Source organism: Microbulbifer variabilis (assembly GCF_023716485.1).
Lineage (GTDB): Bacteria > Pseudomonadota > Gammaproteobacteria > Pseudomonadales > Cellvibrionaceae > Microbulbifer > Microbulbifer variabilis_B.
The window spans coordinates 4,449,954-4,469,997 of the sequence record NZ_CP092418.1; the positions used below are offsets into that span (position 1 = coordinate 4,449,954).

Here is a 20,044-nt window from a genome sequence, read left to right on the forward strand (position 1 = left end):
TCAAGTGGTAACAACGAACTATTTAAAGATTGTCTAAGATAACTGTCCCAATTGTCGGAAAATAAAAATGAACGACAAGCTCGCAGGGCTCAGCCAAACACAACTCGATGCACACTGGATGCCCTACACCGGTAACCGGCAGTTCAAACGAGACCCACGAATGATTACAGCCGCTGATGGGTGCTATTTCACCAGTGCTGATGGTCGCCAGATATTCGATGGCCTTTCAGGCCTGTGGACCTGTGGCGCGGGTCATAATCGAAAAGAAATCGCCAAAGCCATTAACCAGCAGTTGGAGACTCTAGACTTCGCCCCCTCCTTTCAGTTTGGCCACCCCGGCTCCTTCAAGTTGGCGGAACGAATCACTCGCTTAATGCCGGAGGGCCTCAATCGGGTATTTTTCACCAATTCCGGCTCTGAAGCAGTGGAGACCTCGCTGAAGATTGCCCGTGCCTATTGGCGCAAAAGAGGACTGGCCAGCAAGACCAAACTGATTGGTCGAAGTAAGGGATATCACGGAGTGAATTTTGGTGGAGTTAGTGTCGGCGGCATCGGAGCCAACCGAGCCATCTATGGTCCGGCACTCTCCACCGCTCACCTTCCCCATACACTACTGCCGGAAAATCGCTTTAGTCGCGGACAGCCTGAATATGGGGCACACCTTGCCGAATCACTATTAGAAATTATTGAGCTACACGATGCTAGCAATATTGCCGCTGTCATCGTTGAGCCAATGGCTGGCTCCGCGGGTATTTTACCCCCACCAGAAGGCTACCTACAGCGACTTAGAGATATTTGCGAGCAACACCAAATCCTACTGATTTTCGACGAAGTAATCACCGCATTTGGCAGACTGGGCACTGCCACAGGTGCAGAGCTTTTTGGCGTAGTTCCAGATATTATCAACATCGCCAAGCAACTCACTAACGGAGTCATCCCCATGGGAGCCACGGTGGTGCAGCAAACGATCTATGAGACGTTTATGCAGCAAGGAGGAGCCGACTACCAGTTGGAGCTGCCCCATGGATACACTTATTCAGCACACCCAGTAGCCTGTGCAGCAGCACTTGCTACCTTAGAACTTCTAGAGAGAGATAACCTTTTTAAGCACTCAGCAGAGCTTGCCTATCTTCTGGAAGAATATATACATCAGCTGAGCAACTTGCCTCTGGTTTACGATATCCGCAACTGTGGCCTAGCCGCTGCGCTAACGATTGAGAGAGCCCCAGGGGAGCCCTTATTACACCCATTCCGCATTGCTTTAAAGATGTGGGAGAAAGGCTTTTATGTTCGCTATAGCGGAGACACCATTCAATTGGGCATGCCATTTATTACACGCCGTGAAGAGATTGATGGACTGGTAAACGCCCTCGCTGAGTCTGTTCTTGAAGTTGCTAACGGTCAATAGCGTTTTTATTCTGTTAGCGGCTTCCCCCATTGCTAAACAGCAATTCACCCCATAAGAACAACCCCTTAACGCTCAAGCCCTGTTAATAAAATAATCCCGAATCTACATGGGATATAATTTTGAAGACTAACCCACTTTAACCGCTTTTTATTTGGGCCATTTCATCTATTTATTGTATAGCACCAATAGTAAGATTCTCGGTGCATAAATTGCGGACAAATATAGAATCATAGCAATAACAACTAACCGATCGGTGAGACCACCATGATCAATCAAACCAAGATTAAAAGATTAAGACTTATTACCACTCTCTTGTGCAGTATCATGTTCGCTGCCTGTGAGCAAAACCCAGGTAGTACAGAAGCCGCACAAACTTCTACAACAAAACCTGTAACAAGAGCGGAGATCGCGGGGCTATCTGAGAAATATGCAAAGCTGAGAAAACAGCAAATTGCAGAGGTAGATTACCAACTGAGTATTCATCTTGATCGCAACGGAGACAGTTTTTCCGGCACAGTTGTAACTGAAATTGAATTCAACAACCCCTTACAACAGCCTCTAACTGTCGATTTCTCTGGAGGTACTGTTGAAACTGTACAGGTGGATAACCAAAAGACTCCTTTCAGTTACAATGGACATTTTATTCGTATTGATAATACACAGCTACCCAATAAGAAGCATACAATTACAATAAATTATCGACATCCTTATTCAAATAATGGGTCGGGCCTATACCGATTTAAAGACGCTGTAGATGGTAGAGTCTATTTATACACTGATTTTCAACCCTATGACGCCAACCGCCTTTTTCCACATTTTGACCAACCGAACCTTAAAGCTCGCTATACACTAGATGTCACAGCGCCAAAAGAGTGGATAGTAATCAGTGCGGAGCGGGAACATAGAGTAGAGCACGAGGGTGAAATAAAGCATTGGTTTTTTCCACAAACTCCAAAGTTCTCATCCTACATATTCTCATTACACGCCGGACCCTACCATATTTGGGAGGATAACGCCAAAGGTATCCCTCTACGCCTGATGGCCCGCCAGAGCCTGGCACAATATGTTAAAACCGAAGACTGGTTTACCTTCACCAAGCAGTCCTTTGCATTTTTCCAACCCTATTTTGGAATAGATTACCCCTTTAATAAGTATGATCAGATCCTGGTACCCGACTTCAATGCCGGTGCCATGGAAAATGTGGGGGCAGTCACTTTTAATGATGCCTACGTATCTCGTGGAGAAAAAACCCAGGCCCAGCGTATGCGCTTGGCCAATGTTATTGCTCACGAATTGGCACATCAGTGGTTTGGCAATCTAGTGACCATGAACTGGTGGGACGATCTTTGGCTAAATGAAAGTTTTGCCACTTATATGGCCAACCTATCTTTAGCAGAGAACAGTGAATTTTCCAATGCCTGGGAAAATTTTTATCTTGGTACTAAACAGTGGGCTTATTACTCCGATCAAAGGCCCACTACTCATGCCATCCAGCTACCAGTAAAAAATACCGAAGAAGCTTTTAGCAATTTTGATGGTATTACCTACGGCAAAGGGGGCTCTATACTCAAACAATTACCCTATTTCCTCGGTAAAGAAAAATTTCGTCAAGGTGTTAGCAGTTACCTGAAAGAGTTTTCTTACAAAAACTCTACACTTGATGATTTTATTAATCATCTGGGCAAGGCCGCCAGCATCAATCTGGAGGAATGGCAACAACAATGGCTTTATCAAGCCGGTCTTAACACTATTGAAGCAAGTTTCGAATGTGAAAATGATCGGATTACCGGCCTTAGTCTGACACAGACAGCTCCAGATGATTACCCGACGCTACGCGAACAACGCACTCAGCTCGGTTTCTATCGCATAAATGAAGGGGTTATGAAACGTTATGCCACCCTGCCGGTAATTTATAGCGGTGAATTAACCAAAGTAGAGAGCGCTAAAGGGTTATCCTGCCCTCAAATTCTCTATCCTAACGAGGAAGATTGGGCTTTTGCCAAGGTAACTCTTGACTCAATCACCCTGAAAAATATAGCTCAATACCTCCATGCCATTGAAAATCCTTTCACCCGTCTTATGCTGTGGCAAAGCCTATTCGACAGCGCCTATGATGCAAAGCTCCCCCTTGATGAATACATCAGTTTTATTATTAATAATGGTGTCGCCGAACAAGATATCAGTGCTATTCGACTCAATGCGCGCTATTTAAATTATGTCCATAGTTATCTAAACCAAGTTCCTATTGATCAACGGCGCCGTAGTAAAATTCTAAAAACCATGGAGGATTTTGTGTGGGAGCGGCTACAGCAGGCACCTGCAGGCAGCGATCAACAAAAGACTTGGTTTGAGCTATTTACCGAAATAGCTCATTCGAACAGCGCGCTTAACAATGCCAAACTATTACTGATGGGTGAACTCTCAGTTAAAGGACTGATCTTAGATCCGGATATGCGCTGGGATTTAATTCACCTGCAAAATCGCTATTTATATTCTGATTATGAACAAGCTATTGTCCGTGAACTAAGCAAAGATAGCTCAGACAGATCAAAACTGAATGCCATTGCTGCCGAAGTAGTAAGACCTTTACCAGAAATCAAACAAAAATGGTTAGAAAACCTAATTCAGCACAGGGATAACTTCAAGTTAAGTGAACTGCGCAAGGCCTCTTATTCTCTATTTAAAGATGAACAAATCTCCCTATTTAATAATAACAGCGAAAAAATCCTTTACGCACTGGAGCAAATTAATAATGAGGATTCCTCAGAGCTAATCAGTAGCTACACCAATATTTTTCCCCTAATGTGCTCAGATGAGGGCGCTCAAAAAATAAGCACGACCCTTGAAGAAAACCCTCAATTTAAGCCCACACTGGTTAAAGCATTAAAAAATCACCTCTACACCAGTGAACGATGCATCAAAATGGGGCAAGCTTTACTCATCAAGAATAATGGATAATATCGGATTCTATTTTTATAGATGACCTGTAGAGCGCACAAAAAAATAAAAGAATCAATACCACAAGAATATTTAAGGGCCACTGGGCCCTTATTTATTGATCTCGCCTTCCAATGGATAAATACATATAAATCAATGAAAACAATTACTACCCAACATAATTGAGATCTGCATAAATCAAACTTCACTGGCATCTATACTTAAAATAACTAAGGCATCTCTATGTATATAGCGGTTCAAAAAGACGACCTATCAGATGGTACCGTCGTAGAGTTATTGGCGCAGCACCTAAAAGAAATGCAACAGCACTCCCCCCCTGAAAGTGTGCACGCCCTCAAACCAGAAGAGTTAGTTGATCCTAAAATCACCTTCTGGAGCGCAAAGATCAATGGCGTTCTAGCAGGCTGTGGCGCCCTCAAGGAAGTCTCCTCTACTCTGGGAGAAATCAAGTCAATGAAAACCAGCCAATCTTTCCTACGCAAAGGTGTCGCTAAAGCAGTATTACAGGAGATAATAAATGAAGCCAGAAGACGGGGTTACAGTGAGGTAAAGCTTGAAACTGGTAACAGGTTAAATTTTGCTCCAGCAATAGCACTTTACTATCAAAATGGCTTTAAATCCTGCGGGCCATTTTCCAACTATAGAGAGGATCCACACAGTCTATTTTTTACAAAAAAACTTAGGCTGTAAGCAAGCTTTACCATTTAATTTAAGGGAAGATACAAACATATGCCTTACTCTAGAAGAGATTTTTTAAAAATTATCGGAGCGGCACCATTTATACTAGGTGGAATGGAGGGGAAAGCTGGAACATGGCAATCTGCCCATAAACCACAATTCATTAAACTACCAGACTTAAAAACAGCCGTTCAGGAAATATACCCCTCTGTATTCTTTGGAGAAATCTATATTTCAGGTGGTTTTATTCCATCATCTAATTCCATATTTTACGGTCTAGCCCCTACAGATCGCACCTATATATTCTCACCCCAAACCAAAACTTGGCGAGATGGTCCACCACTTCCAGAAGCTATACACCATCTAGGTATGGCTGCAAACTCCAAATATCTTTATGGCATTGGAGGTTTCAATGGAGTAAAAAATAATGCTTGGCAGGCCAAGGCTACTGTTTATAAGCTGTCCAACAGTGAAGATATCTGGACCTCTGGGCCCCGCTTGCCCGCTCCCATGGCCGAAAGCATCTATGCCAACACATCAAAAGGCATCCATGTTATCGGTGGAAAAACACCTAATGACCAACTTAAAAATAGCGATACGAAAAATCATTATATATTGATAGACAATGCCAACTGGGAAACTGCAGCTCCGGCGACTATCAGCCGAAATTCCGCAGCAGGTGCGGCATTAAACAATAGAATCTATGCTATTGGTGGGCGCCAAGCTAGCAATGGAAATAATAAGGCTAGGAATCTCTCCTACGCGGAAGTCTATGATCCCAGCTTGGACAAGTGGAATAAAATACGACCGCTACCCCAATCACTTGCCGGGCTAACTGCCACACCATTAAAGGGAAAGATAATAGTTACCGGTGGAGAAGCCTTTGGCCCCAACGGTTACTGGAAAACAGGCTCTGCATTTAACTCGATCTGGTCATACAACCCAATTAGTGATCAGTGGAGAAAAGAAATCTCTCTCCCTATGGCTCGCCATGGACACGGTGCTGTTACAATTAACGATTCCATTTATATTATTGGCGGAGCCGCTAAAGTTGGTCCACAAGAGACCTTAGCGTCGACTATAAAAATGAACTGGAAACCATAACCCCTAGATTTGTAATTTTCCGTATAAGCTTGGATTAATTATGCTTAAAAAAAGAGAATATCCCTTTCTACCGTCACAAAAAGGCCCTTATGTACATTCTGTTATCCATGAAAATACGCTCTACATTTCGGGCTTGACCGCACAGGAAACCACTTCTCAGAAAAAAGAATTTTTAGATCAAGCCCAAGAGGTACTCTCTCAGATAGATAATATCCTGGAATACGAGGGGCGGAACAAGTCTGATCTCATTAAGTTAACAATCTTCATAAAGGACATCGAACAGACCAGTAACCTGCGCAAAGCGTTATTTCAGTTTTATGACGGAAACTTGCCAGCCTGTTCACTAGTCGAAGTTTCTAATCTGATTCACCCTGACCTAAAACTAGAGATTGAGGCAATAGCGGCTATGGTATAAGGCCATCAGGGCTAGAATCACCATTCGCCTCCCCTAGGAGGCCCATTACGCTCTACACCGAGATAGCCTATATATCTATCCCGTATCTCCCGCACATACTTAACCGGCTCCCGACCCCGTACATAGCCAAAGCGACTCTGGCGATAGTATTCAGGCTTGGATAACAACAGCATGGCCTGTTCTACATGGCCAAACCATTGATTGGGATCTAATTCCATGCGCTGGGCAAGGGCTATAGCATCACGTACATGGCCATGGCCGGCATTATAAGCAGCCAAAGTAAAGTATATTTTTTGCTCCTGCGAAAGCATCTGTGGGAAGCGTTGATCCAGCCAATCTAGATAGGAGACTCCCGCACGGATGCCATTCTCAGGCTCATAAAGATTATCAACCCCTAATTGGCGAGCAGTACGCGGGAGCACCTGCATCAGACCTTGAGCCCCGGCAAAGGAACGGGCGCGGGGATTGAACTGGCTTTCTTGGTACATCTGAGCAACCACCATGCGCCAGTCACGATCCGTTTTATCCGTATATTTATGGACTATAGGATCGTAGGGTGAAAGTGAATCACTACTACTGCGCAGGCGATTTTCCTGATGGCGAAGAATACGCTTTTTCTCTTTAAAGTACTTATTGTAAGTAACATTAAAAAACAAATCGCGATCGTGTTTATTTAAAAAGTTATTTAATTTTCCCAGCAGTTGGCTTTGATCTGCACGCACAGCCCAGGCTATTTCTCTGACACTGGGCAATTCAGCCACCACCCTAAAATCATCGCGATAAGTGCTCTCGATCGCAACCAGATGAGAATCTGCAATCGTATAGGGAAATAACCCCTGAGCAACGGCATCGATTAAATATTCGGTTGTTGCACCTAGCTGCTCAGATATCTGAAGTGGGGCGATTCCCTGCTCCTGCTGCAATACCACCATCTCTGAGAGACTCTCACGGTAGCTGGTTTGCGGGTTTACAGCCACCATCTTTCCCGACAGCATTTGCTCTAAGGGCACATCTCCTTGCAGGGAGATATCTTTGCTGGGAGCAATCAGCTGTTCAGTCACCTCAAGGTAGGGGCGTGTAAAAACGAGCCCCTGCTTACGGCGCATCTCGGTAATCGTCAGTGACGAGGCGATCATATCGCCCATACCTGCCTGCAGGGCATCTGCTAAATCCATATCCGCATCGGGCACGACCATACTGAGGCGAAGCTTATGGTCACGAGCAAATTTTTTCAGCAGGTCATAGTCGAACCCCATCAATTCCCCACGCCAAATAAAGTAAGAAGCTGGATGATTACGGGTCAGTACTCGTAGAGTGCCATCCGCTAAAATACCCTTCCAATCCCGCATCATTTTATTGGAGTTTTGCCCGGCCAATACCAGTTCTGCAGTCAGGAATTCATTGAGCTCACGTCGTAGCTCTGTGGCATTGAGACGCACTGCCCAGGCAATATCTCTGCTGGATTCCAGCTGATCGCTGGCAGCGAGCTGCGGATAATCGGGCAAAAGCGCATCAGCCAAATTACTGTCCATCACGGTTGCCTGATACTTACCTGCGACAACAGCATCTAACAATGCGCTGTTTGCCACCGCACCATCCAGGAGCGTGACCTTATAGGCCTGATCTGTATCTTCACTCAAGGTTTCGGCATAGGCACTGCCACGGCGTACGGCTACCTCCTGTAGCGGGCTATTCAAATCACGAAGCGTAATTACTAGTTCATTCACCGTTTGTAGCGGCCGTGTGAACGCCACCTGCGAGCGTCTTTTGGCCGTGCGGGAAAAATTAGTGGCGATCACATCACCTCGGCCTTCTGCCAAAGCGGGGACCAAACCGGAAAAGTTATCCACATAAACCCACTGGGGCCTTAGGTTGCGGCTGTAGGCAAATTTCTCTGCAAGCTCCCGCCACTCTCCCTGCGGCAAGCCAGAACGCGGCAGGGCATCCTCCTCAGGGCCTCGGGTGGCAAGTAAGCGCAAGATGCCTCGCTCCTGTAAGGCGGGTAGGTCTCCGAGTTCCGGGTAGTTCGCAAAAACAATTTCAGGTTCTTTAGTGGGTTCAGCGACGACCTGTTGGGGTTCAACCTGCTGTGATTCTACTTGTTGCGAAGAGCGCTTTTCACAGCTTACTGAACACATAAGAGCGACAATCAGAAAAGTTATCGCGACTATTTTTTTATGCACAGTTCAACCTTATTTCAGCGAAATTGTTATTGTTATCCATCCACTTTTGGACTAACTAGCGAATTAGTGCAGCGTAGAGTATTACTGTCGCCGCAAGGCATCGGCGTCTATAGGTATTTAAAAACAAATTCTGACTTCTGTTCGATGTCTTTCAATAGTTAAAAAGCACCGGGTAAGGCGTCATCATTATAATGTTAGTAGTTAAGTAGTACTCCCCTTTATCAGGAAGAAACCCAACATCAGTAACAATAAGCCAAATCGTACCAGTTTTCCGCAGCCGCAATAAAAAAAGCCCGGCAAACCAAATTGCCGGGCAAATATACGTTGGCGACTATGGGTTGTCTCTTACATCAAGTGACAGCCCCTCTATTATTCTGTGAGCATCTTATTGTTATTAGCTGGATTTAGGCTTGCCCTGTAGCTCCGCCAATCTCATTTTTATTTGTCGGTTCTCCTCCTCACCCGGGAGTTCGAACATCAGCGGCTTTGCCACCCGGGCAAAGTATTCCGCATTTTTCTGTTGATAGAGTTCTTCTGCCAGCCACTGAGCAATATGGAGCTCCCGCGGTGCGCGCTTATAAGCTTCTTCAAGCTTGGATAGATATTCCTCACGGGGATAGCTCAACATTTCCATAGCCATGGCCAGACCAAACCAGTGAGAAGCATTCTGAGGCTCTTTATTCACCAGGTAGTCGAACTCTTCACGGGCCTTTTTCAGGCTGCGTAAATCGCGGGCATCGTTGGGCACCGTGGCCTGTTGATTCACCGTCAGCCAGGCGTGGGCACTCAGGTACCAGGGTTGCCGGCGATCCTTTTTTGGTACACTGGCAAGCAAATGACTAGCCTGCGGAAAATCCCCTATACGCAGATCCGCACTCGCCTTAATGGCAGCCAGCTCAGTGCTGTAGATCCCTGTATGGTAGGAATAGGTAATCAGATCGTCGAGGGCTTGTAGGTTGTAACCAGACTGGGCAATAAAGTTCGCCAGTACATTTACTGCTTCCCGCTTTTGCAGGCGCTTCACTCGAGGTGTTACCTCTTTAAAATCAGCAGGGATATCACCACTGACCACCTCATATTCCCCTGAGTCAAATGCGGCTACATATACTTTTTCAAGCTCTTTTACCGACATTCCCAGGGCTTTCTCCAGTGATTTCACCGGATCTGCACCATCGTTGTAGTCTTTGACAAACTGCTTAAATTCTTCCGCCTTATCGCCCTCCATCATCAACCAGTGGGACAGCAACCAACCGCTGGCATAGATATCGGCTTTCTCCTCGGGGTCGGTATCGTACACCGTTGCACGCAGCAGCCGGTCGAGCGGCATCAAGCCGGCATACATCAGAGTCTGAGCGCGCTCCTGGGGAATTTCGCCCAGTTCATAACGTCCCTTTTTAGGGAAGGACATAGTCGCCATAAATTCGGCAAAGCCCTCGCTATACCAGTAGGGGAAATGCGTGGTATTGCCGTTATAGCTAAGGAAATGGGTATATTCGTGAAAGAGAAATTCACGGGCCTTAAGCTGTTTTTTTACACTGCGGCCATCCAGGTTCACCAGGGCATAACTGCCCTCGGCGGAGGTATCAAACAGGCCGTTGGTCATCTCCGCCAACTCAGCCCCAACCAGACCCGCATAGGTTTTGCGGTCCCCGGCTGCATAAATTGTGAGCTTAGGGACGCTGGGGTCTACCTCCAACAGCTCTATGGCCACGGCGCGATAGCGCTCCAGATCGGCCACCAGGGTTTTTACCGCTTTGGGATCGCCATCGGTAATAACCCGAAAGTTTTTACTGTCTACCTGATACCAGATCTCCTCGCCGAGATAGCGGGATGCAGCATTGGCAGACAGTGAGAAAACGAAAAAAAGTACTAAGAAAACAGCTGAGCGAGAAACCATAGTTCAGGCCACCGAGTCATTGTTGCCGAAGCCCTCCGTGGCCAAATCGTAGAAGCACACATTACCGGTTTTTATTGATCAAAAAAAGATCAACATGAATAAGAAATGAACTTTTTAGGCGGTTTTTATGTGACCATCTGGACAAAGTGAATTTAAAAAAGTCGATATAAAAACCTAATGGGGGCAGCGACAAACTACGAGACAAGCGTCTCATTTTTTAATCAAACAGCATACAAATACGCGGCCGGGTTCTATATATTGCGCTCCTGACCAATGTATTAATCATGGTCAAAAAATAAAAATAATTTACTTTGATGAGAGAAAAAAATGAAAACTACACCACTACTGGCGCTGCTTGGCGGCGCTATGATGTCAGCGCATGCCTGGTCGGCCCCTGAATATATTTCCGACCTGGATATTACCTCTTTCGACGGAACGGTACTCGATGCCAACCTGTTTGTGCCGGAAACCCCGGCACCAGCGGAGGGCTACCCTACCGTGATCTTCACCAACAGCTGGGGCTTGGAAAAACGCCAATACCACTTCCAGGCCAAGGAGCTGGCTGAAAATGGATACCTGGTTTTGAGTTACTCCACCCGCGGCTTTGGCCACTCCGGTGGACTGGTGGACGTGGCCGGAGAGAACAGCATTGCCGATGTGGGTGTGCTGATTGATTGGCTCGAATCCAATTACTCCGTGGGCAAACTGGGAATGGCTGGTATTTCTTATGGTGGCGGTATTTCCCTACTAAGCGCCGCGCAAGACTCCCGTATTGATGCGGTTGCTGCACTGTCCGGCTGGGCCGATGTAGTTGAAGCGCTTTACCCCAATGAAACCGTTAACTTGGTCTGGGGTAGCTTACTTGTCACTACCGCCTTCGATAAAGAAGCTGAACTTGAGCAAGTCTGGGATGACCTGCGCAGCGGCCAGAACATGGAGCAAGTTATAGAGTTCGGCGCCAAACGCTCGGCAATAAGCTATGTCGATCAACTAAATGAAAATGGCACTGCAGTACTAGTATCGAATAACTTTGCCGATTATCTTTTCAAGCCCAACAGCATGACAGACTTCTTCTCCCTACTTGAGGGGCCCAAGAAGCTGATGCTAAACCCTGGTACCCACGCCATTACCGAGACACTCTCTGGCAACGATGGACACATTTGGTCTACCAGCTTCCGCTGGTTCGATCACCACCTGAAGGGCAAAGACAACGGAATCAACCGCGAACCTAAAGTGGACATGACCGTGCGTATCAGCAACAAGCTAGAGCACTATGAGGACTACCCAGTAACCCAAGAGAGCACCACCTGGTATCTACAACCACGCTTTACCATGTTCAATAGCGGCAGTATGGAGAGCGGTAAATATGATGGCTGGAGCTGGAGTAATGAATTCCACGGGGGCTGGGATACCTTTGCTGGTACCGGTATCCCATTGGTTTCCGATGCCTTAGAAGGTTTCGGCATTCCGGTGTACGCACCTATGATGGCAATCAACGGTTACTATGCCATCGAATACAAGTCACCAAGGCAGTCTGAGACCCTGAAAGTCCGCGGCGCACCAAAGCTAGAGATGTGGATCGAGCCCAGTAAGAGCGAGGTTCAAATGAATGTACATCTCTACGATGTCAATTTCTTTGGCCTTGGCCGCCTGATCACCCACGCACCAATTACTGTGCGCACTGAACAGCCAGGTAAGAAGCAAAAAGTGGAGGTTGAACTGTTCACCACCAGCTACGATGTGCCTGCCGGTCACCGAGTAGTTATGGCTATTGATACTCAAGGCCCTATTTACAAGAAGCCACAAGATACCAACTACACCATCACTGTGCCCTATAGCAGCAGCAAGGTTTCCAGTTTAACTGTCCCACACCTGTAAACTTTCACAGCCATCACCATGCCCGGCACTCAATCGCCGGGCATGGCATTCCCCCTGGATCTATCTCAACGCCCACAGCCCCACGTAATTTTCCGCCAAAGCGGTACAATGGCCTTTTTTTGGCCAAGTACCCCATCGCTCTATGAACAAGAAGATACCGCTCGCCCTGCTGAGCGCGGCGCTGTTATCAGTAACAGTCGCCGGGTGTAACCCGGCGGAAAAGGCCCCGCAGAAAATCGACCAGGAATCCAGCGCTCAAATGACAGCCCTGGATATCAGAGAAGCCCCTGAGGGCAAGCTTCCCCAAGGAGTAAAGCCCAGCGCCTACTACCTGGACCTGACTCTCGATCCTCGCAAAGATACTTTCAGTGGCCGTGTCGCTATCGACATTCAGCTGGACCAGGCCGGCAACCATATCTGGTTGCACGGCAAGAACCTGTCGGTAACCAAAGCCAATGCACAGTTGGCAGACGGGCGTGAAGTGACAGCCTCCTACCGAGAGTTCCTCGACAGCGGCGTCGCCATAGTGGAGTTCGACGAGTCGCTGCCGGCCGGCAGCTTCACCCTGCAGCTGGATTACGCCGCAGATTTCGATCGCAACCTAGCCGGCCTGTTTAAAGTGGAAGAGCAGGGCAATGCCTATGCCCTGGCCAAATCTGAGTCCATCCAGGCGCGTAAATACTTGCCGGGTTTCGATGAGCCCGGCCTCAAGGCGCCTTTCTCCATCAGCCTCACTGTGCCCGAGGGCTACGCCGCTATCAGTAATGGGCCGGAATTAAAACGCGAGACTGTGCCGGGCGGCATGGAGAAAGTGACTTTTGCCACCACTCCCCCCATGTCCACTTATCTGCTGTCCCTCTCGGTAGGCCCCTTCGATGTGGTTGAGCGCGCGGCTATTCCACCGAGTAAGTACCGCAAGGACCCTATCCCCCTGCGCGGTTTTGCGCGTCAGGGGCGCGGTGGCGATATGAATTACATCCTCGATATCACCCCCAAAATGGTGGAGACCTTCGAGAATCAACTGCAGCGCCCCTACCCCTTTAAAAAGCTCGATATTATCGCCGCGCCCCAGTGGCCCAGCGGTGCCACCGAGCTGTCTGCAGCCATCACTTATCGCGAACAACGCATTCTGGTGGGCGATAACCCCGCTCCCGGGGCGCGCCTGGCTCTGGTAGAGGTACACGCCCATGAGATCGCGCATATGTGGTTTGGCAATCAGGTGACTCCCCCCTGGTGGGACGACCTATGGCTAAAAGAGGGCTTCGCCACCTGGGGCGAACCACTGGCCCTGCGTATTATGGAACCCGAGGGCGGACACGACCTAAACGCCGCCACCTACGCAATCGGCGCTATGCAGTTGGACTCCCTCGCCAGCACCCGCGCCATTCGCGAGCCTGTTAGCGACAACAACAATATCCGCAACGCCTACGACTCCATCACCTATTCCAAGAGCCTGGGCGTTATCAATATGGTGGATAGCTACTTCGGCGCGGAGAAATTCCGTCCGGCCCTGGGCCGCTATCTGGAAACTTTTAACGGTGGTGAGGCAGACTCCCCTTCTTTCTACAAAGTGATCGGGAGGGAAACCAATACCCCGGAACTGACAGAAACTTTCCGCAGTTTTGTCGAGCAAAAAGGTGTACCGCAACTGGAGCTGACCCTGGACTGCAGTAATCCGGCCCAGGCCAAACTGCATGTCACCCAGAGCCGCTACAAACCCCTTGGCTCCCCTATTGCTACAACCGCACAGCAGTGGAGTATCCCCTTCTGCTTTAGCAGCGACAGCGGAACCCAGCAGTGTCAGATACTGACCGGTAAAGAAGAGACCTTGGAACTCGCTGCAGGCAGCTGCCCCAGCTGGGTAATGCCCAACGCACAGGGCAGCGGCTATTACCGCTGGAACCTGCCCGAGCCCCAGTGGCAGGCCCTTACCGAGCGCTTCACCCAGTTCGCCCCTACGGAGCAACTCTCGATTATCGACAGCGCCTTCGCTGCCTTCGAAGCCGGTAAGCTACCTGCTCCCCGCTTGCTCGACGTTGTGCGCCAGTCAGCGAAAGCAGACAAGCGCCAGGTAATTACCATGCCTCTGCGCTACCTGCGCAAGTATCGCGATAATTATCTCGACGATGCCGAGCGCTTGGCTTTCCTAAACTTTGCCCAGAACCTGTATCTGCCACTATTGAGCAACAGCGCGAGCAGCGAAGATGCCGACCAGCAAATGCTACACAGCGCCCTGCTCGGTTTTATGGCACTGGTGGCAGAAGACCCGGATACCCGCAAACAGTTAATGGAAAAGGCTACAGCCTTTACCGGCTTTAACACCGAGCGCGATCCCCAGGCATTGAACTCCGACCTGTACGAAGCCGCCCTGACCGTGGCTATCCAGGATGCCGGTGAGGACTTCCTCGCACACCTGATTCAAGTGCGCACCGAGCTGGATGATCCACGCTTTGAAAACGCCAGTGCCAACGCCATCGGCAGCAGTAATAGCCCCAAGCAAATAGAGACTATCCAAAAGTTAGCACTCAGCGAACAGATGGGTCCGCGGGAGTCTTTTGCGCTGATTCGCTACGCCCTGGCGCAGCCGCTGGTGCAGGAGCAACACTGGGCTTGGCTGCGCAATAATTTTGTCCAGGTTGTGGATAAAATCCCCGCGCAGATCCGCCGCCATACACCCGCATTTGCCAATGCCTTCTGCGATAAAAAACAATTGGATGAATTGCAGCAGCTATTCGCCCAGCACGGCAAGCTGACGCCCGGCTACCAGCGCAGCCTGGCGCAGACTGAAGAGCGTATTCAGTTGTGTATGGCATTGCAGGAAAAAGGCCAGTCGCTGATGGAGGCTCTACCAAAATCGGTAGAGCTGGCAAATAAATAAACCGCTATATTTTGTTATTTGTCCCGTACAGGGTGAGGAGATTTCCCCACCCCGTACACGCTAAGCCTTCCAATCAATAACCTGTGCAGACACCCGAATATTGCACCGGTACCCTTCGATAGTTTTTTTCAGCTCTCGCTTTTACTGTGCTTGCGCAAGCGGAATGCCAGCCAGATCATGGGCAGGCCAAAGATAATGGCATAAGCCCCGATTACCCATACCAGTGCCAGGGCTCCGGCTCCAGGGCTGACCAATATTGCCAGGCCAAAAATTACCGAGAGTACACCGATCGCAATCAACAACCACTCGTTGTCGATTTCCTTGCGCAGTCGGATCGCTCCAACAATTTCAAATATTCCCCGCACCAATGCCCAGGCACCGATAAAAATCACCAGTACCAAAGCGGTTACCTGGGGAAACATAAAAGTCACAATGCCCGCAGCCAGGCTGATCAGGCCGGACACAATCAGCCACCAAAGAGGAGTGCTCGCATGCCGCCCCATAACTGCCGCCACCAAAGAAAAAATACCATCGAGCAGGGCATAGATACCAAAGAGAAAAACCAGAGTGAGTAGTGACAACCCCGGCCAGATAAATGTCAGCACACCGAAGATTACCGCGATAACACCGCGCAACAGCAGTAACCACCAGTTGGCGGAGAGCACCTTCAATATGGGGCCGGCGGGGATAGGAGAAGTATCAGTGGACATAAGCAGTCCCCGGGTTACAGATCAGCATTGAGTGAAGCGCCAGGCTGTGAAGCCTTGCAGAGCCGAACATATTTTCCCTGGAACCAGCAAAAATAAGGGAGCGGCGGCCCACGGCCGCGACCAAATAGTCGACTCTGCAAAGACTATGATCGCGCCGCAGGCCGCTAATTTCAGTGTAGCCCTTAACGACAAATAGGCGCAGAAATCTTGTAAAAGTGAAGGCCAGGTAAGAAGCTGGCTTAGGCCCTTATTGGTTGATAGGGGAATATGGGTCGCTTCAACAGCCTCTGGACCTATCGCCGGATGAGCATCCAACAGAGACTTAGTAACCCGTGTCGTGAGCGCGAGCTGACCCAGCAACAGATGACCGACGCCATTGGGGTGCATGTCAATCAGATTCAGCGCTATGAAGCCGGGGCAACACAGCCTTCCCCGGAAGCGCTAAAGACGATTGCTGTCGCCATGAGTATCACCTTTGGCTCACTGGTACTCGATGAAAACGAGCGCGGACCGGACAAGCAGCTAAGGCTGCAATTTGAAGCTATCAACCAACTGCCAATGTAGGAGAAAGAGGTCGTTAAGGAGTTGCTGGAAGGAATGAGCATCCAATATCAATCCCGGTGCTGGGATACCAAGCGGCAGACCAGTTAAATAAAAAGCCCACCGGGATTATCAGTGGGACTTTTTAAAAGTTAATTATTTTCACTTTTTTTCATTAAGCGTAAAAAACGATTTGAAGACAGCGCACCTAAAAATAGAAATAATACCCATAAAAAATATCTATGACACAACTATAAAAATTTATCCCCACTTCATAAAAAAATAAATACTAGCCACTAACATTAATTACCAAAGTAAATATAGGTATCAGTAACCCAGCTAAAATTACATTATCCACCAGAGCACTTTAACAAAACTTGAAGATCTAAACGTTCCTCAAAATGGAGCCCCGTGCCATATAGACCACTCGATGCATTAATCACCCCTGACGAAGCCATCGAAGCAGCAGCCGTCGAAGACATAAAGTCGTATACATATTTGGGCACCTAATAAGCCATTAAAAAAACAATAACAGCTTCCCCCAAATAGACTTGGTTGCACCGATAGCTTCGAAGTTTTCGCAGTGGTAAAGGAAATCACCGCAACCTAAATGCCCGCAAGTTCTAAGCTCCATAGCATTTTACATAGATCGTGTAAGACACTACACAAGGCACCAGGTTCATACAGGCATAATTCTTGGCTACCCGCTGTATAATCTGCGAAAGGTTTTCACCAAGCGAACAGTAAACCGTGAGATCGGTAAGGGCCATGGGATTGTCGCGTACATAGCTGTAGCGATTTGTAGCCCTGACTCCATCGATTTGAGGATCGGCCTGCATAAAGCGGCCTAATACTGGGTTGTAGATACGACCTTTCATAGGGATCAGGCCCGCTTGATCAAAGTGCTCCTGCCTGGTGAAGCTGCGCGCCGCGATTTCCAGGATATTATTGAGGGGATTTCAATCCATGGCACTCCGCCAGCCCCCGCATTGTGCCGTTGGCCCCAGAGCTTAGAGCTCAACTGCTCGATAACTTACTAATCTATGGGTACCCTGAATTTATCTCTGCTGATTTTGACCTAACTTCGCCCTACTATTCCCTCGGTTTTTTCTAAAACTACTGTTTTGAAACCGAAGCATAATCATTCTTTGTGCCATCACTTCTTAGTGCTAAACCAAAAAGGAATAGTTGCTAAAGCAAGGGTCAGCAACGTTACTGACCCTCCTCTCTAATCTGTAGGTATCTTGAATGTTCACTTTGAGCGAACTAGTTTATGATTTTTGACAGATCCCTTCACCCCTATTACCCTGATGTTACGGATTTGCTATATGCCGCCAGTCCAGGTAGAGAGCAGAAGCCGGATACCAATTATTTATATAAGATATCAATAATGACTCGCGCCCTATAGAAAGTCGCTCTCTCCGCCTGCCTTTATTCTCATACAACAAGCAACGAAAGTTATCTGGCTCCACCTCTTCTATTCGTGCTGTTAACGAGGCATCCTTACATACTGTACCTTCAAGCTCCGCAGAGATCATTGCCGAGAGTTCTTCGACGCCCTCTTGCAAGGCAGCCTTCAATTTTCCACTATCACTATCTGTCCACAAGTTCTTAAGGCTTTGCTCTTCTCCAACGAGTTCTAATCTTTTATCCAACCTCTGCACTTCTTTTCTAATTTTACTGGAAAGCTGCACCCTTTCAGTAACTCCAGAAGCCGAACCAAGATCATACTTATTTTTAATTTTACCTATGATTTTGGAACGACTATCACTTGTTATAGGAACGAGGTGGCGACCATACACATTTGAAAAATATACAGCCTTTCCCTGACGAAGTAACTTACCAGTTAGCGTTTCATATAAGTAATATTCAGAAACCAACTCTACAGCTGCAGTGTCATTTGTCATATAAAAACCGGTATCTACTACTATAAGAAAATCTTCTTTAATTTTTTTTACATTACCCTTGAGCTGTTTTCCGTATCTAAAATCAGCAGTTCGGAAATCCATCTTTCCAAATAAACTTTTCGTGGAGAGATAAGATTTCAAAGTTTTATGCATTACTTCACCCCCTAAAAATTCAGGAAGATTCTTTTCAATAAAGGATATATCTGCACGATTCTTAGAATATATTTGAATCCACTTCTGTCTAGATTTGACGTATTCATCAAGAGCCCCCTCAAACAAAAGGCTTTCCGCAAGATACAGTGGATGAGCAGGAAAGTAACTAAAAGCCGCTAAAGATACAATAGATTCACCTTTTATTAAGTTAGTGTTTGACTGAAATTTAGGCGCACCCATATATAAGAAGGCATCACCAAGCTCGCCCTTTAAAGATGCATCATAGTTTTCCTTATTTGGGGGAATATGATCAAAATAAGCAAATAAAGGATAGTGATCTGGAGCGTTACGCTGCACTTGAATTTCTCGATTCATAACACCAGAAATTACACGAACCGATGACCCCTGCATCAGATCCTTATCTATTTCCCTCACTCCATTTCCGGCACAACTTGCAAGTGTAATCAGGCCAAACAAACCAGCGACCACACTATAAAAATTTTTCTTTCTTACCATAAAAATCTCCAACAAAAAAACTATTTTACGAATATTATCATGGTCAGCCAGGAACCATTAGTATAAAAAATTCAGTCATATTGTCATAGGAATACAAAGGGCAAACACTATAAATAAATGATTCATACCCTTGCCGACTTATCGCAGGGTGCGCAGCTAAGGCTGCAATTTGAAGCGATCAGCCAACTGCCAACAGAAGAGAAAGAGATCGTCAAGGAGTTGCTAAACGGGATGATTATTAAGTATCAATCCCGGCGCTGGGATACCAAGCGGCAAGTCGGTTAAACAAAAAGTTCCGCTGGGGTCACCAGTGGGGCTTTTTAAGAGGGGCCAGAAACAGGCTTCAGATTAAGGGAGCCTGTAAATAGTAGACTTAGTAGTGCGACTTAAACTCTTAAATACAACCGTAAAGCAAGTATCTTCTACCAAAGAACTATCTACAAAAAAGTACGCCTCACCCACCGGCAGAAGTGCTTCCCGTTTATTAGTACTCAGAGAGACATTTATTTTTTTAGCATAAATAAATGATGTTTCTCGCTGCTCACCATTCAAACACCTAAGCAATTCCACCTTAAGCACCCCTCCCTCTTCAGGGAGGACTTCTAGCGTTTTTTTGTCAAAATCGAATTCAACAATTGAAATTGAAACAGACTGCCTAACATTAAAAGGTAATCTTTGATCGTCAGGAATTAGTTTTTTTGCTTCTAAGCGATCAATTTTTTCCATACGAATGTTTGATAGTTCAATTTGTTTTTCACCACAACCTACCATAGGATAAACTACAACCAAAACCACTAGACAATGAATAACTAATTTCAT

General features: G+C 47.3%; 15 protein-coding genes. 9 read left to right on the forward strand and 6 right to left on the reverse strand.

Going from position 1 to position 20,044, the window contains the following annotated elements; translation table 11 throughout:
• Positions 1 to 67 precede the first annotated feature (67 nt).
• The 5 genes from MJO52_RS19455 to MJO52_RS19475 all read left to right on the forward strand — a co-directional run bounded on the left by MJO52_RS19455 (position 68) and on the right by MJO52_RS19475 (position 6,563).
• Positions 68 to 1,408, forward strand: coding sequence for an aspartate aminotransferase family protein (locus MJO52_RS19455; RefSeq protein WP_252083611.1), 1,341 nt, complete (start codon positions 68 to 70; stop codon positions 1,406 to 1,408).
• A gap of 264 nt (positions 1,409 to 1,672) precedes the next feature.
• Positions 1,673 to 4,366 carry an aminopeptidase N gene (pepN, locus tag MJO52_RS19460; RefSeq protein WP_252083612.1) on the forward strand — a complete coding sequence of 898 codons (2,694 nt, stop codon included), beginning with the start codon at positions 1,673 to 1,675 and terminating at the stop codon, positions 4,364 to 4,366.
• Positions 4,367 to 4,588: 222 nt separating this feature from the next.
• Positions 4,589 to 5,056 carry a GNAT family N-acetyltransferase gene (locus MJO52_RS19465; RefSeq protein WP_252083613.1) on the forward strand — a complete coding sequence of 156 codons (468 nt, stop codon included), beginning with the start codon at positions 4,589 to 4,591 and terminating at the stop codon, positions 5,054 to 5,056.
• 39 nt (positions 5,057 to 5,095) lie between these two features.
• A complete protein-coding gene (locus tag MJO52_RS19470; RefSeq protein ID WP_252083614.1) occupies positions 5,096 to 6,148 on the forward strand; it encodes a Kelch repeat-containing protein in 1,053 nt (350 codons plus the stop codon).
• 40 nt (positions 6,149 to 6,188) lie between these two features.
• Entirely contained in the window at positions 6,189 to 6,563 is a 375-nt protein-coding gene (locus MJO52_RS19475; protein WP_252083615.1) for a RidA family protein, read from the forward strand.
• A gap of 17 nt (positions 6,564 to 6,580) precedes the next feature.
• Here the strand turns inward: MJO52_RS19475 and MJO52_RS19480 are convergent, their stop codons facing one another.
• Both MJO52_RS19480 and MJO52_RS19485 read right to left on the reverse strand, forming a co-directional pair.
• On the reverse strand, positions 6,581 to 8,746 hold the full coding sequence (locus MJO52_RS19480) for a transporter substrate-binding domain-containing protein (RefSeq protein ID WP_252083616.1): 2,166 nt from the start codon (positions 8,744 to 8,746) through the stop codon (positions 6,581 to 6,583).
• A 394-nt stretch (positions 8,747 to 9,140) separates the two neighbouring features.
• Positions 9,141 to 10,643 carry a hypothetical protein gene (locus MJO52_RS19485; RefSeq protein ID WP_252083617.1) on the reverse strand — a complete coding sequence of 501 codons (1,503 nt, stop codon included), beginning with the start codon at positions 10,641 to 10,643 and terminating at the stop codon, positions 9,141 to 9,143.
• A gap of 327 nt (positions 10,644 to 10,970) precedes the next feature.
• Here MJO52_RS19485 and MJO52_RS19490 point away from each other — a divergent pair, with 327 nt between their 5' ends.
• Both MJO52_RS19490 and MJO52_RS19495 read left to right on the forward strand, forming a co-directional pair.
• Positions 10,971 to 12,521 (forward strand): CocE/NonD family hydrolase, encoded by a 1,551-nt coding sequence (locus MJO52_RS19490; RefSeq protein ID WP_252083618.1) that lies wholly within the window; start codon positions 10,971 to 10,973, stop codon positions 12,519 to 12,521.
• A 142-nt stretch (positions 12,522 to 12,663) separates the two neighbouring features.
• A complete protein-coding gene (locus tag MJO52_RS19495) occupies positions 12,664 to 15,399 on the forward strand; it encodes a M1 family metallopeptidase (protein WP_252083619.1) in 2,736 nt (911 codons plus the stop codon).
• A gap of 128 nt (positions 15,400 to 15,527) precedes the next feature.
• On the opposite strand, the gene MJO52_RS19500 is transcribed toward MJO52_RS19495, so the two are convergent.
• On the reverse strand, positions 15,528 to 16,109 hold the full coding sequence (locus MJO52_RS19500; protein ID WP_252083620.1) for an HdeD family acid-resistance protein: 582 nt from the start codon (positions 16,107 to 16,109) through the stop codon (positions 15,528 to 15,530).
• Between the two features lie 267 nt (positions 16,110 to 16,376).
• Between MJO52_RS19500 and MJO52_RS19505 the strand changes: the two genes are divergently transcribed.
• A complete protein-coding gene (locus tag MJO52_RS19505; protein WP_252083621.1) occupies positions 16,377 to 16,673 on the forward strand; it encodes a helix-turn-helix domain-containing protein in 297 nt (98 codons plus the stop codon).
• A 599-nt stretch (positions 16,674 to 17,272) separates the two neighbouring features.
• Here the strand turns inward: MJO52_RS19505 and MJO52_RS19510 are convergent.
• Positions 17,273 to 17,593, reverse strand: coding sequence for an RHS repeat domain-containing protein (locus MJO52_RS19510; RefSeq protein WP_353505493.1), 321 nt, complete (start codon positions 17,591 to 17,593; stop codon positions 17,273 to 17,275).
• A gap of 369 nt (positions 17,594 to 17,962) precedes the next feature.
• A complete protein-coding gene (locus MJO52_RS19515; RefSeq protein ID WP_252083623.1) occupies positions 17,963 to 19,225 on the reverse strand; it encodes a hypothetical protein in 1,263 nt (420 codons plus the stop codon).
• Positions 19,226 to 19,342: 117 nt separating this feature from the next.
• On the opposite strand from MJO52_RS19515, the gene MJO52_RS19520 reads away from it, so the two are divergent.
• Positions 19,343 to 19,510, forward strand: coding sequence for a hypothetical protein (locus MJO52_RS19520; RefSeq protein ID WP_252083624.1), 168 nt, complete (start codon positions 19,343 to 19,345; stop codon positions 19,508 to 19,510).
• A 63-nt stretch (positions 19,511 to 19,573) separates the two neighbouring features.
• On the opposite strand, the gene MJO52_RS19525 is transcribed toward MJO52_RS19520, so the two are convergent.
• A complete protein-coding gene (locus tag MJO52_RS19525) occupies positions 19,574 to 20,044 on the reverse strand; it encodes a hypothetical protein (RefSeq protein ID WP_252083625.1) in 471 nt (156 codons plus the stop codon).

Bases quoted from the DNA above. Each gene is read 5' to 3' on its own strand.
- MJO52_RS19455 (WP_252083611.1), top strand. From the start codon at position 68: ATGAACGACAAGCTCGCAGGGCTCAGCCAAACACAACTCGATGCACAC.
- pepN (WP_252083612.1), top strand. From the start codon at position 1,673: ATGATCAATCAAACCAAGATTAAAAGATTAAGACTTATTACCACTCTC.
- MJO52_RS19465 (WP_252083613.1), top strand. From the start codon at position 4,589: ATGTATATAGCGGTTCAAAAAGACGACCTATCAGATGGTACCGTCGTA.
- MJO52_RS19470 (WP_252083614.1), top strand. From the start codon at position 5,096: ATGCCTTACTCTAGAAGAGATTTTTTAAAAATTATCGGAGCGGCACCA.
- MJO52_RS19475 (WP_252083615.1), top strand. From the start codon at position 6,189: ATGCTTAAAAAAAGAGAATATCCCTTTCTACCGTCACAAAAAGGCCCT.
- MJO52_RS19485 (WP_252083617.1), bottom strand. From the start codon at position 10,643: ATGGTTTCTCGCTCAGCTGTTTTCTTAGTACTTTTTTTCGTTTTCTCA.
- MJO52_RS19490 (WP_252083618.1), top strand. From the start codon at position 10,971: ATGAAAACTACACCACTACTGGCGCTGCTTGGCGGCGCTATGATGTCA.
- MJO52_RS19495 (WP_252083619.1), top strand. From the start codon at position 12,664: ATGAACAAGAAGATACCGCTCGCCCTGCTGAGCGCGGCGCTGTTATCA.
- MJO52_RS19500 (WP_252083620.1), bottom strand. From the start codon at position 16,109: ATGTCCACTGATACTTCTCCTATCCCCGCCGGCCCCATATTGAAGGTG.
- MJO52_RS19505 (WP_252083621.1), top strand. From the start codon at position 16,377: ATGGGTCGCTTCAACAGCCTCTGGACCTATCGCCGGATGAGCATCCAA.
- MJO52_RS19515 (WP_252083623.1), bottom strand. From the start codon at position 19,225: ATGGTAAGAAAGAAAAATTTTTATAGTGTGGTCGCTGGTTTGTTTGGC.
- MJO52_RS19520 (WP_252083624.1), top strand. From the start codon at position 19,343: ATGATTCATACCCTTGCCGACTTATCGCAGGGTGCGCAGCTAAGGCTG.
- MJO52_RS19525 (WP_252083625.1), bottom strand. From the start codon at position 20,044: ATGAAATTAGTTATTCATTGTCTAGTGGTTTTGGTTGTAGTTTATCCT.